Genomic DNA, 13,770 nt, shown 5'->3' on the forward strand with positions numbered 1-13,770 from the left:
TCGGCGGAGACGATGTTCGAATGCGCAGGTCGGCACCGGCCGCGAGCTGGCAAGATTGGGGGGACGTGCGTGCTGCGCGGGATAGGTGAACCGCCGACCTGAGGGAACGAGAGCTGCTGATGTCCACGACCGATCTCTTCCTGCGCGATGTCATCGACATCAAGGAAGACGTCCACGCCGGCGACTTCAAGGTGGAGCTGACAGGCGGCTTCACCGAAACGGAAGCCCGCGTCGCGGAGTATGTGGTCACCGACCAGCTCAAGCAGGCGTTCGGCAAGGCCCTCGGACTCGTGCGAGCCGCTGTCCGCAGCGGGAATTCGCATGCCGCGTATCTGCACGGATCGTTCGGCTCCGGTAAGAGCCACTTCCTGACCGTGCTGCACGCTGTTCTTAACAATGAGCCGGCAGCGCGCGCGAAGCCGCGGCTCCAGGAAGTCATCGCCGAGCACGACGACTGGCTGCGGGGCAAGCGGTTCCTCATGGTGCCGTACCACCTCGTCGGCTCCACGGATCTGGACTCCGCCCTGCTCGGCGGGTATGTCGCCGCGGTGCGGCGACTGCACCCCGGGGCCGCTACGCCGCCCGTCTACCGAGCCGACGCGATGCTCGCGGACGCCGCGAACCTTCGGGCGAGCATCGGGGACGAGGCGTTCGTGAAACTCCTGCCGGGTGCCGGGGCGGGCAGTGGGAGCACGGGCGAGGACCTTGACGATCTTGACGTGATCGACGGGTCCGGCAGCAGCTGGACGGCAGGGGAGCTGGACCGAGCCTTCGCCGCGCCCGCCGGAGACGCGCTGCGCGACGGGCTCGTCTCCGCTCTCCTGACGGGACCCATGTCCTCGTACGCGGAAGGCGCCCGCGGCGACGCGCAGGCGTTCCTGCCCCTGGAGAACGGGCTCGCCGTCATCAGCAGGCACGCGAAGTCGCTCGGCTACGACGGCATCGTGCTCTTCCTCGACGAACTGATCCTGTGGCTGCAGGCCCACATGTCGAACCGGGAGAAGGTCAATTCGGAGGTCAGCAAACTCGTCAAGCTGATCGAGTCCGGGGACAGCGCGCGGCCACTGCCGATCGTGTCCTTCATCTCCCGCCAGCGCGATCTCTCGCAGCTCGTCGGCGCGGACGTGGTGGGCGCCGACGTGAAGAACCTGGAGCAGCAGGTCGAGTACCTCGCCGGGCGCTTCGACGTGGTCAGCCTGGAGGACCGCAACCTTCCGGAGATCATCAAGGAGCGCATCCTCAAGCCGAAGAACGCCGAGGCGCGGGCCGCCCTGGACGGTGCGTTCGCCTCGATCGAATCGACCAACGCCCAGGTCAAGGACGTACTGCTGGACGCCAATGGCGCCACGCACGCGGACTGGACCGATTTCCGTGACGTGTACCCGCTGTCGCCCGCACTGCTGAACGTGCTGGTGGCGCTGTCCGGCGCGCTGCAGCGCGAGCGGACCGGTCTGAAGCTGCTTCAGGAGATGCTGCGGCGGCGCCGTGCCGACTTCCAGCTCGGGCAGTTGATCCCGCTCGGCGATCTGTGGGACGTCCTGTCGGACGGCACGGGTGAGGCGTTCACCGATCGGCTGCGGAGCGAGGCCGAGGCGGCGCACACCTTCCACGCCAAGGTGCGGACGCATCTGCTCGAGAAGTACGGGTCCGAGGACAACGAGAAGTTCATCGCCGACGAGCGCTTCGTCAAGACCCTGCTGCTCGCCGCCCTTGCCCCCGACGTGCCCGCGCTCAAGCGGCTCACCGGCACACGCCTCGCGGCCCTCAACCACGGGTCGATCCGCTCCAGGACGGTGGCCCCGGGATCCATGGTCGTCAACCGGCTGCGGGAACTGCAGGCCGAGTTCGGCGAGATCCGGGCCGACGGCGACCAGGACCCCGTCTTCACGCTGCACCTGTCCGACCTCGACATCGAGCCGCTGCTCGACATGGTCGCCGACGAGGACCGCACCGGTACCCGGCGGATCTGGGTCCGGGACCAGCTGTGGAAGGCACTGGGGCTCAAGGACACCGGCGCCTTCGTGTGCGAGCACGAGATCGTCTGGCAGGGGACGCGGCGCACCGCCGAGTTCGTCTTCGAGAACGTACGGGACACCGTGCAGTTGTCCGCCGAGCAGTTCCGACCGGGCGTGGACGGGAGGGTCCGCTTCATCGTGGACTATCCCTTCGACGACGGTCAGCACTGGCCCAGCGACGACGCTCGACGGGTCGACGAGCTGCGGGCGGACGGGCTCATGGCCCCGACTCTGGTGTGGCTGCCCTCGTTCTTCTCCGAGCAGAAGCATGCTCAGCTCGGCCGTCTCATCAAGATCAACTATCTGCTGGAGCGTGACCGCCTCGACGACTACGCGGGGCATCTCGCCTCCGACGACCGGGCACGCGTCCGGCACCAGCTGGCAGCCCAACGGGACACGCTGACCTCACAGCTGACCGCCACGCTCGCCCAGCTGTACGGCATCGCCAAAGCGGAGGAGAGCAGCGTCTCCGTCGACGTCGACGGCGGAGTGCACGTCCTGTCGCTACTGCCCGAGTACGGCAGGCCGCAACTGCAGGGCGCCAAGTCGTTCCGAGACAACATGCTCCATCTCGCCGACGGCGTCTTCACCGCCCTGTATCCCCGGCACCCGGACTTCGACAAGGCCGGGGACCGCAAGCCGGTGACCCTGCCGGAACTGAAGACCGCCCTCACCTGGATCACCAGGGCCATGGACGACGGTGGCCGACGCGTCGAGGTCGACAGCCACCACCTCAAGACCGTCAAGAAGATCGTCGAGCCGTTGGAACTCGGCCAGGTCCACGACGGTCCGCTCGTGCTGCGCAACGACTGGCGGGCCAGGATCAACCAGTCCGCCCACCAGCACCGGCCCGGTGAGCAGGACCTGTCGGTCGAGGAGATCCGCGAGTGGATCGCCAAGGACCTCGGCTGGACCGGACTCGACAAGAGCATCAGCAACCTGATCATCGCCACCTACGCGCTGCTCGACGACCGCGCGTGGACCTACCACGGCAGCCCGGTGCCGCAGCCGCCCGAGCTGGAGCGCATCGGCGCCGGCTACGGGCTGCGCGCCCAGGAACTGCCGAGCGACGAGGAGTATGCGACCGCCCGCGAGCGGACGGCGAAGATCTTCGGCCTCGCGGTGCAGCCCACGCTCTTCGCGAGGAACGTCACCAAGCTCTATACGGGTGTACGGGACAAGATCGATGCCCTGGAGCAGCCGGTCAATGCCTTGCGTAGTTCGCTCGTGAGGCATGCCGCCGCCCTGGGAATCGACCAGACTTCGAGTTCGCGCATGGCCTCCGCGAAGGATGCCGCGGACCTGTTGGCCCGGCTCGGGCGTCATCGGGACGCGACCGGTCTCGTGCGGGAATTCGCCGCGGTGTCGTACGCGACGAGCGACGAGGTACTCGCCACCGCGATCAGCTCCGCGCCGGCGGTGCTGAAGGCCCTCGACGGAGCCGACTGGGAGATGCTCGAGACGGTTCAGGAGTTCGCCGGGCGCCAGGACGGCATCGGGGAACGGGCGGACCGGCTCCTCGAGGAAATTACGCGGACGGCCATGGACAGCGAGTTCGAGCGCTCCCTTGTGCCCGTCCTGGACGGCATCCGGAACAAGGCCGTCGCTCTGGCCAGGGATGCCGCCAGGCTCGCTCAGGTGGCGGAGCCGGTGACCCCGCCGGTGGCACCGACACCCACCACGGCGAACGACGTCTCGCGGACGGAGCACAGGGATCCTGCCGTCCCGTCGCAGCAGTCCTCACCCGGTGGCGGAGTCAGTTCTCCCACCGTGCAGGTCCGCTCCGTACAACTGGAGCCGACGCATCTCGAGAACAAGCTGAACAGCTTGTGGGACGACATCCTCGCCTACTCCGCGAATCATCCGGGCATGACCGTGGAGGTCACCTGGCGTGCCGTGCCCGCGGACGACGACGTCAACGCGGCCGGCGAGCAGGCCGAGCACTGATGGCTCTACGGCCGCTCGCCAACCGGCGAATCATCGAAGCCCTCCTCGACACCGAGCTGCGCCGGGCCAGGGATCGCCGACTGCTCCTCGTCAACGCACGCTACGACGACGGCTCCCCGAGGGACTTCACGACGCGGGTCGACGGTGTGCAGCGGCGTGTGCACGTCAGTGACGAGGACTCGGTGCTGGGCATCGTCGACGCCTGGCAGCGACACCTCGTGGAGAAGGACGACGACCGGGTGCTCGTGATCACGAGCGGGGTATCCGTGGCACAGCTCGGATGGGACGTACGAGCTCACGCGGTCGGGCGCCGGAGCCTGGGCGTCGACCGGGCGGAAATCGTCAAACAGCTCTTCGGCGCCACCGACCTCGACCCGCGCATGTTCCGGGAGACATGGCTGCTCGACGCGCTGCTGGAGGCCGAACCGGTGGAAGGCTGGCCCCGCAGCGGGGCCGTGCTCACCCGGGATGCCGCTGTGCGGGCGCTCGTCGGGGAACGTCTCGGGATTCCGTCCGCTGCCGGTCATGGTCCCCTGGACCTGGACGCCGACGCACTTCTCGGCTGGTCGCGTACGACGGCGGGCCCGGCGCGGTTCGTCGAGCTGCCAGGTGCGGAGCGCAAGGGCCTCACCGGATGGCTCACCGAAGCGGTCGGAGCTGCCGCGCCCACCCTGCTGGCACTCGTCGCCGACGGGCGCGGCCAGGACGCGATGGCACTCGGCGTGCTGGGATCCGTACTCAGTGCCCCCGAAGCCCCGGCAGGCGCCACCTTCGCGCTGGGCGGCCTCTTCGGATCCACTCTGCGCTCGCCCGACGACCTGCCGCCCTTCACCGACGCCGTCACCGGCACTCTCGCCCGCTGGATCGCCGAAGCGGAAAGCAACAGCGCACAGGGTGCCGAAGCGCGGCAGCGGGTCTACGCGGTGCTCGACCGGGCCGACGAGCTCGCTGCCGGTGCGGGCCTGACTCAGGCACTGCGCGCCGACCCGCTCCTGCCGTCGGGCATGCGGACCCGGCTTCGGGATCTTGCCGCGGCGCTGGACACCTCGGCCCAGGCCGCGGAGACGGCACTCGGTCAGGTTCTCGCGCACCAGCTCGCGCGTCTGCATCCGGAGAGCTGCGACGCCGCGCGCATGGCCGTGCGTGTGGTGCGGTGGCTGAGCGAGCCGACTCCCGTTGTGGAGTCGGTCGCGCAAGCGGTCAGCGAGCAGGTGGCCCAGTGGGGTTGGGTGGACCGGGCGTTGACCGTGCTCTCCGCGGGGGACCCCATAGGAGACCCGGTGGTGGGGCAGGCCTACCACCGACTGATCACGGTGGCGCGTGAGCGACGTGGCGAACTGGATGAGCAATTCGGCACGCGCCTCGCCGCCTGGACTCGTACGGCGATGTCAGCGGCCCCTGGAGGCGCGTTGCTCATCGAGGACGTACTGGCGAAGCTCGCCGTTCCCGTCGCCGCGCAGGCACCACCGCTCGTTCTGGTCCTGGACGGGATGAGCGCGGCAGTTGCGGCGCAGCTGAGCGACGAGATCGACCGGCGTGTGTGGACGGAGATCGTGCCCAGGCCGGAGGGGGGTGCTGCGCCGCGGCGGCAGGCCGCAGTGTCCATGCTTCCCTCGGTCACCACCGTCAGCCGGAGCGCGCTGCTCACCGGGGAGCCCACCCCGGGTGGACAAGCAGTGGAAAGCGCTGGATTCACAGCCTTCTGGCAGCGGCACCGTCGCGTCGGCCTGCTCTTCCACAAAGGGCAGATCGGCGGTGTCGAGGGCCATCGCCTGGCTCCTGAACTGCTCGCGGCACTCGCGGGCGAGGACGTGGTCGGCGTCGTACTGAACACCATCGACGACGCGCTGGACCACGGGCAGGAAGGCGAGCGCACCAACTGGCGGCTCAGGGACATCAGCCACCTGCTGGATCTGCTCAACGCGGCCCGTGGTTACGGCCGACCGGTCATCCTCGTCTCCGACCACGGCCATGTGCTCGACCGCTCGCCGCAGGGCCAGGGGCCGGTGAACGTGCCGGGAGCGAAGCGGGCCAGATGGCGCACCGGCGAACCGGGCGAGGGCGAGGTCGAACTGAGCGGGCCGCGCGTGCTGGAAGGGGGCGGCACCATCGTGGCGCCGTGGCGCGAGGACATCCGCTACACGCCACGCAAGGCCGGCTATCACGGTGGCGCGTCGCCTGCCGAGGTGACGGTGCCCGTCATCGTGCTGGTGCCGTCGCAGGATTTGAAGCCGGCCAACTGGACGGTGCTGCCCAGCGAGCGTGTCGTGCCGACGTGGTGGCACACGCGGGCCGAGCCGCGGATTCCTGTCGAAGAGCCTGAGGCCGAGCCTGCGCGCAAGACGCGTCGACGTACCCCGACTCAAGACGGAGAGGGGCTGTTCGCGGAGGCTGCGGTGGCCCCCGACGCGCCGGCCCGGACGCTGGGCGGGCGGGTTGTAGGGTCCGACCGCTACCGGGCGCAGAAGGCATTCGTCCGCCGCCCGCCCGATGCCAAAGCGGTCGCGGCCGTCATCGACGCGCTTGCCGCGGCCGGTGGCAAACTCACGCCGGACGCGGTCGCCGCCGCGGCCGCCGGGGCGACCGGCAGGTCGCAGCGGAACGCGGAAATCTTCGTCACTGTCGTCCAGCGGTTGCTCAACGTCGAAGGCTACGGAGTGATCAACCTCGTGGAGGCGGGTCGGACCGTAGAGCTGAACGTGCCTCTCCTGAAAGAGCAGTTCGGAACGGAGGAGCCGTGACCGGTCTGCCCGAAATCAGTGCGGCGCGGCGTCGCGAGGTGGTGGACGCCCTGCGGCGCGGCACGGTGCCGCAGGCGGGGCTCGACCTGTTCGCGGTCGGACTCGACCGGTTCACCGGAGCACTGGACGACGACATCGCCACGGTTGCGGGCGGCGGCGCCGCGTTCCACGCCATCCGGGGCGAGTACGGATCCGGCAAGACCTTCTTCGCCCGCTGGCTCGCCGAACGCGCCAAGCGCGCCGGGCTCGCGACAACGGAAGTACAGGTCTCCGAGACCGAAACGCCATTGCACCGGCTGGAAACCGTCTACCGAAGGCTCACGGAGCGGCTGGCCACCGCCACCCACCAGCCCAGCGCCTTGCGTGCCGTCGTGGACTCGTGGTTCTACACGCTGGAGGAGGAGATCCTCGACGCGGGCGACATCGCCGACGATGACGAGAAGGCACTGGCCGAAGCCGTTGACGCACTCATGGAGCAGCGGCTGGCAGATGTGGCACGGACCACGCCCGCGTTCGCGGCGGCCCTGCGCGGATACCGCCACGCGCGTGCGTCCGGAGACGCGGCCACGGCGGAGGCGCTCATCGCTTGGCTCGGTGGACAGAAATCGGTGGCGGCTTCCGCGCGTCGGGCAGCCGGTGTCCGCGGCGACCTGGATCACTTTGCCGCGCTCGGATTCCTGCAGGGGTTGCTCACCGTGCTGCGGGACTGCGGCCATCCTGGACTGCTTGTGGTTCTCGATGAGATCGAAACACTGCAGCGGGTACGGGGTGACGTGCGCGAGAAGGGGCTCAACGCGCTGCGCCAGCTGCTCGACGAGATCGACGCAGGTCGCTTTCCCGGACTGTTCCTGGTCATCACGGGGACGCCCGCCTTCTACGACGGGCAGCAGGGGGCACAGCGGCTGGCACCACTCGCTCAGCGTCTCGCGACCGACTTCACCACCGATCCGCGCTTCGACTCACCGCGTGCCGTTCAGCTCAGGCTGGCCGGCTTCGACCTGGTCAGACTCGGTGAACTCGGCCGGAACGTACGTGACTTGTATGCGGGAGCCGCCCGCCATCCGGAGCGAATCGCAGCCTCGGTGGACGATGCCTATATCGCCGAACTGGCCACAGCCGTGACCGGCGGGCTGGGCGGCAAGGTCGGCGTCGCGCCACGTCTCTTCCTGCGCAAACTCGTCGCGGACGTGCTCGACCGGGTCGACGAGTTCGAGGACTTCGACCCACGTCGGCACTACGCGCTCACTGTTTCCAGCGCGGAGTTGAACGAGGTGGAACGCAACGCGGCTGCGTCGAACGCGGACGACGTGGAGTTGGAACTTCCGTGAGCGGTATCGACGACCTCGATCCGGTCCTTGCCCATCACATCGTCAACTCTCTTGGCTGGCGTGGACTGCGCCCTTTGCAGGAGGAGGCCATCGGGCCGGTCATGGCGGGTGAGGACGCCGTGCTGCTGGCTCCGACAGCAGGTGGCAAGACTGAGGCGGCCGGCTTCCCTCTGTTGTCGAGGATGACCGCCGAACAGTGGACAGGCACCTCCCTGCTGTACGTGTGTCCCCTGAAGGCGCTGCTCAACAACCTGCTGCCACGACTTGAGACCTACAGCGGATGGCTCGGCCGCACCGCAGCACTCTGGCACGGCGACGTGACCGCCTCGGGACGCAAGCGGATCCTGGCCGACCGGCCGGACATTCTGCTGACCACTCCAGAATCGCTGGAGGCCATGCTGGTCAGTGCCAATGTCGATCACCGTGCCTTTTTCGCAGGGCTGCGGGCCATCGTCGTCGACGAGGTCCATGCATTCGCGGGAGATGACCGAGGCTGGCACCTACTGGCCGTCCTCGAACGGCTGCAGAAGGTTGTGGGACGGCCCGTGCAGCGTGTCGGGCTCTCCGCGACGGTCGGAAACCCGGCCGAGCTCCTGACGTGGCTACAGGGGGCGGCGGCCGGGAAACGGCCGGCGAGGGTCGTTGCTCCGCACCTCGACGAACCTGGCACGGAAGCACACCCCGCCCCACACCCGCCATCCGACATCCAGCTCGACTATGTGGGGTCCGTCGAGAACGCGGCGACTGTCATCGCGGCACTCCACCAGGGCGAGAAGCGACTCGTCTTCTGCGAGTCGCGCCGTCTGGTGGAAGAACTGGGCGAAAAGCTGCGGCTGAAGGGCGTGACGACATTCCTCTCGCACGCCTCGCTGTCCGTCGATGAGCGGCGGCGAGCGGAGGAAGCGTTTGCTGAGGCCCGCGACTGCGTCATCGTCTCCACCAGCACGCTGGAACTCGGGATCGATGTGGGTGACTTGGACCGTGTCATCCAGCTCGACGCACCTGCCACCGTGGCGTCCTTTCTGCAGCGCTTGGGTCGAACGGGGCGCAGATCGGGGGCCAGCCGTAACTGCCTTTTCCTAGCGCTGAGTTTGGACGGTCTGGTATCCGCGGCGGCTCTGTTGCTGAAGTGGTCGCAGGGCTGGGTCGAGCCGGTGGTGGCTCCGCCCGAGCCACGGCATATCGTGGCGCAGCAGCTCATCGCTCTCTGTCTGCAGGAAAACCGGGTGGGTGATCGACTCTGGCAGGAATGGTGGAGCGGATTCGGTCCCTTCGGCCCGGCAGCCGAGCCGATTGTCCGACACCTGGTGAGTGAGGGGTTCCTGGACCGTGACGGCGGGATGCTCTTCATCGGGCCGGAAGCTGAACGTCGCTTCGGCCACCGGCACTTCATGGGACTGACCGCTGTCTTCACAGCGCCGCCTCAGTTCACCGTGATGCAGGGGCGTACGGAAATTGGCAGGACCGACCCGGATCTGCTCACGGAGAAGATCGATGGGCCTCGCAAGCTTCTCCTCGCGGGTAGGAGTTGGCTGGTCACGTACATCGACTGGCAGCGCAAACGGTGTTTCGTGGAACCGATCGACGGTGGTGGCAAAGCCAAGTGGAGCGGGTTCGGCTTCGAGGGCGTCACCTCCTTCGAACTGACTCGAGCTGCACGTGATGTGCTTCTGGGGCAAGACCCCGATGTCACCCTCACCAAGCGTGCTGTTGCGGCTTTGGCCGAAGCAAGGGACCTCTTTCTGGAGGAGGTGCATCCGGGCGGGACGCTCATCACTCGCGGTTCTGGGGGATATCTGCGGTGGTGGACTTGGGCAGGACACCGTGCCAATGCCACGCTCGCCGCGTCTCTCGGCTCCGCAGCCTCGCCGGTTCAGCGTGTCAACGACTGGTGGATCCGAATGCGGGAGGACGTCAGGCCTCATGCATGGAAGCAGATCGTCGCGGATGCGCCGCAGCAGCTCTGCCTGCCCGAAGTCGATGAACGGGCGGTGAAGGGGCTCAAGTTCGCCGAGGCTCTTCCACCACGGCTGGCCCAGGCCACTCTTGCCGCGCGATTCGCAGACTTGGAAGGCGCTCAGGCTGTCCTGAGGGAGCCCGTGAGGTTCGTGGCTGAAAGCAGCTGAGGGGAGTGTGGCCAGAAGCGCGGGCATGCGTCACGGACTGAATAATTTCCGTTGGCTACGGTGCGGGATCGGATCGGGCCTTCTTCTCGTGGGAGAGGGGAACCGCCGCCATGCAGGCCGGTCATGCGGTGCTGGCGGCGCGTGGGGAGTGGGTGACGAATGAGAAGAGGCTGCTGGAGCGGGCCGGGTTGAGAGGGCTCGACGAAGTTGTGCGCGGCTGTGTGAGTGAACCGGAAGGGCTTGTGCAGGTTCTCGGGTGGGCCGGGGAGGTCCTGGACCATGCGGTTGCCAGGGCCAAGGAATCCGGCGCCGAATAACCCTTCGAAAAGCCCCCGTTGCCACTGCTACCGTCACCGACGTGGCGAAACTCAATCAGATCATCGCAGTGGAGAAGGGCATCAAGTCCAAGTCCCACCAGGACCTGACGGCTGCTCATCATGGGCTGCAGAAGCCCGCGTTGCTGGCCGGTATCTCGCGGACGTATCAGCCGAAGGACGAGGAGGGTGAGCAGTTGCCGCCCGAGTCGACGCGGGTGCAGGTGCAGGCCGAGAGTGTGTTGCGGGAGACCGCGGGGACGCTCACGCGGCTGTTTGATGTGACCGCCACCAAGGACTGGGCGAACTGCACGGCGCGGGCCGATGTGAAGGTGGACGGGCGGGTGCTCGTCGCCGATGTGCCGGTGTCGTATTTGCTGTTCCTGGAGAAGCAGCTCACCGATCTCAACACCTTCGTGCGGAAGTTGCCCGTTCTCGACGCCTCCGAGTCGTGGGTGCAGGATCCGTCTACGGACGCGTGGAAGACCGAGCCGGTCAGGACGCTGCGGACCAAGAAGGTGCCGCGGAACCACGTCAAGGCCGAGGCCACCGACAAGCATCCGGCTCAGGTCGAGGTGTATTACGAGGACATCCCGGTCGGATACTGGACGACGGTGAAGTTCTCCGGTGCTCTGCCCGCGCGGCGCGTGAACGAACTGCTCGATCGGGTGGAGAAGTTGCAGCAGGCCGTCAAGTTCGCCCGCGAGGAGGCCAACGGCGTGGATGTTGCCGATCAGCGCGTCGGTGACTCCGTCTTCGGCTATCTGTTCGGGTAGCCTTCACGAACTCCCCGGCCACCACGTACCACGGCCGGGGTGCGCGAGGAGCGCAAGCTGAAACTGAGGCTTGTCGTGACTGCGCGGTTCCAGTGGAGGTTCGAGTCCTCCCCGCGGCACTCAGCCCTGCCGCGGTAGCCCAATCGGCAGAGGCAGACCGCGATCAATCTCAGACTATTGCTCCAGATTCAGTATTCGCCGCCGATCGCCGGATCGACCGGGCCCGGGCCCCGGGACGTCGAAATGCTGGTTCAAGTCCAGCCCGCACAGCTCGATGTGCGGTGGTCCAAAGGCAGGACGCGGCGACATGACGACTGACCTGGGTCCTCAAGCGTGCCGGCTTGTGACATGGGTGGCATCACAGGGTCCGGGGGCCGGCTACGCCCTCGGACCCGCTCCCCGCCACCGACGCCGCCACCGGCATCCCGCTCGCGATGACGATTGCGTTCATAAAGAACGCGGCATCCCCGCGAACTGTCACGTCGTGGAAATGTCCGCGTCCCCTTCTCTCCAGCAACCCGATCTACCGTAGGTACGACAACAGCCCGGCCGACGTCGCCCGAAGGCACCCGCCCTCGCCCGACAGGAGCCCCGTGTCCCGCCTCAGTGTCGCCGTACCGCCCTGGCTCGCCCACGCCCTGCGCGCACAGCGAGGCCCCGTGCCCTGGAACGCGGTCGTACGAGGTGCCCTGGCCGCCGGGCCGCTCCTGCTCGCGGCTGTGCTGTGCGGCCGTACCTCCATCGGCGTCGTCGCCGCCCTCGGTGCCATGCTCGCCGGGATCAACGACCGGCCGGGGAGCCGACGGGCCGCCGTACGGAGGCTGGGGGTGCCCGCGCTGGCGGGGGCCGGTGGCCTGCTCGTCGGGTCGTACGCCGGTCAGCATGTCGGGGCTGTGACGCTCACCGCCCTGCTGACCGTGCTCGGGTTGATCGCGGGCGCCGTCAGCGCCATCGGGCCCGTCGCGTCCGGGGCCGGGACCCAGCTCCTCGTCGCCGCCGCCATCGGGGCCGGGATGCCGCTGCCCGAGCCGGGCTGGCAGCGGGCGCTCTTCTTCGTCGGCGGCGCCGGGTGGTTGCTGGCTCTGCGGCTTGCGCTGCCTACGCCCGGGGCCACCGCAGGAGACTACCGGTTCGACGGGGAGCGGGACGCCGTCGGTGCCGTGTACGACGCCGTCGCCGCACTGCTCGAAGCCGCCGGCGGGCCGGACGCGAGCCGCCGCCGGGTCGCCCTCACCGCCGCGCTCGATCACGCGCAGGACGCGCTCGGCGGGCCCCGCCTGCGGCGGTACGCCAGCTCCGCCGCCGAGCGGCGGTTGCACGCGCAGTACGCCGCCGCGCTGCCGCTCGCCGAGGCCGCCACCGCGCTCGCCTGGGCGGGGGACACGGTGCCCGCGCGGGCCGCGGAAGGGCCACGGCGGCTCGCTCTCGCCGTACGGAGCGGTACGCACACCGGGCCGCTGCCCGCGCCCGCCCGCTCCGCACCAGCCCTTCGCTCCCTGGACAACGCGCTTCTCCACGCGGCCGACGCCTTCGACCGGGGCAGCGACGACAACCTGCTGCACACCCGGCGTCGTACCGCCACGTCTGTCGTCCGCACCGCCTTCGGTTCCGGCGGACGCGAGTACGGGCTCCGGGTCGCCCTCTGCTTCGGCGTCGCCGTGGCCGTGGCACAGGCCCTGCACCACGCCCGCTGGTACGGGAACCACTCCCACTGGTACTGGCTCCCCGCGACCGCCGTCTTCCTGGTCAAGCCCGATCTCGGACCGCTCGCCTCGCGGGTGATCTGCCGGGCGGCGGGAACGGTTCTGGGCGCCGTCCTCTTCGCCGGGTTCGCGGCGCTGCTGCCCCGGCCCGCCGGGCTCGTCGCCCTCGTCGCGCTGTGCGGCGCCCTGATCCCCGTCGCCACCCGGCACTTCGCCGCGCAGACCGCCGTCGTCACCGTGCTCGTCCTCTCCCTCGTGATGGTGGAAGGAGAGCCGCAGGCCTCCTGGAGCCGGATCGGCGAGACGCTGATGGCCTGCGCGATCGTGCTGCTCGTCGGGCACCTGCCCGCGCTCGGGCAGCGCGGCGGAGGGGTACGGGCGCGGCTCGAACGGGCCGCGGAGGCCGCGCACGCATATCTCGCCCATGTGCTGAGCGACGGCACGACGGACGACCGGGCACGCCGGTGGGCCCTGCGCCGTGAGGCCTATCGCGCGCTCGCCGAGGCCCGCGCGGCGATCGACCTCGCCGCCGCCGAACTCCCGGCCCTGGCACGGCACGCCGAGGGTACGGGCGAGGTGGTGGCCATCCTCGAACGGCTCGTGGACACGACGACCGCGTGCGCCGTGCAGCTCGACGACACCGGGCGGCTCACCCCCCAGCACACTGAGCGGATCGCCGAGCTCCTCGACGAGCTGGCCGAGCGACGCGAGCGGGCGGGACTCGTGGTGAAGGAGGGGCAGAGGGCCGCCTTGCCGCTCGCGGGCTGAGAACCGTCAAGGCTCCCAGGAGATCAGGACTCCCACCGCACCCACACCGGTG

The 13,770-nt window shown here is 69.0% G+C and carries 6 protein-coding genes and 1 pseudogene; all 7 read left to right on the top strand.

What is annotated here, in order from left to right:
• The first annotated feature begins 119 nt into the window (after positions 1–119).
• On the top strand, positions 120–3,962 hold the full coding sequence (locus AB0D57_RS11565; RefSeq protein WP_362070470.1) for a PglY protein: 3,843 nt from the start codon (positions 120–122) through the stop codon (positions 3,960–3,962).
• Positions 3,962–6,703, top strand: coding sequence for a BREX-2 system phosphatase PglZ (pglZ, locus tag AB0D57_RS11570; RefSeq protein ID WP_362070472.1), 2,742 nt, complete (start codon positions 3,962–3,964; stop codon positions 6,701–6,703). The genes AB0D57_RS11565 and pglZ overlap by 1 nt, the downstream gene beginning before the upstream one ends.
• Positions 6,700–8,031: a BREX system ATP-binding protein BrxD gene (gene brxD, locus AB0D57_RS11575; protein ID WP_362070474.1), complete on the top strand. Its 1,332-nt coding sequence runs from the start codon at positions 6,700–6,702 to the stop codon at positions 8,029–8,031. The genes pglZ and brxD overlap by 4 nt, the downstream gene beginning before the upstream one ends.
• Positions 8,028–10,157, top strand: a complete 2,130-nt coding sequence (locus tag AB0D57_RS11580) for a DEAD/DEAH box helicase (protein WP_362070476.1) — start codon at positions 8,028–8,030, stop codon at positions 10,155–10,157. The genes brxD and AB0D57_RS11580 overlap by 4 nt, the downstream gene beginning before the upstream one ends.
• A gap of 101 nt (positions 10,158–10,258) precedes the next feature.
• Positions 10,259–10,474, top strand: a pseudogene (locus AB0D57_RS11585) (nucleotidyltransferase domain-containing protein); the annotation flags it as partial.
• Between the two features lie 41 nt (positions 10,475–10,515).
• Complete coding sequence (locus AB0D57_RS11590) at positions 10,516–11,247, top strand: hypothetical protein (RefSeq protein ID WP_362070478.1); 732 nt, start codon at positions 10,516–10,518, stop codon at positions 11,245–11,247.
• A 593-nt stretch (positions 11,248–11,840) separates the two neighbouring features.
• The gene (locus AB0D57_RS11595; RefSeq protein ID WP_362070480.1) at positions 11,841–13,718 is read left to right on the top strand and encodes an FUSC family protein; all 1,878 of its coding nucleotides are present in this window, start codon (positions 11,841–11,843) and stop codon (positions 13,716–13,718) included.
• Positions 13,719–13,770: the final 52 nt, after the last annotated feature.

It is taken from the genome of Streptomyces sp. NPDC048275, assembly GCF_040652275.1.
Classification (GTDB): domain Bacteria; phylum Actinomycetota; class Actinomycetes; order Streptomycetales; family Streptomycetaceae; genus Streptomyces.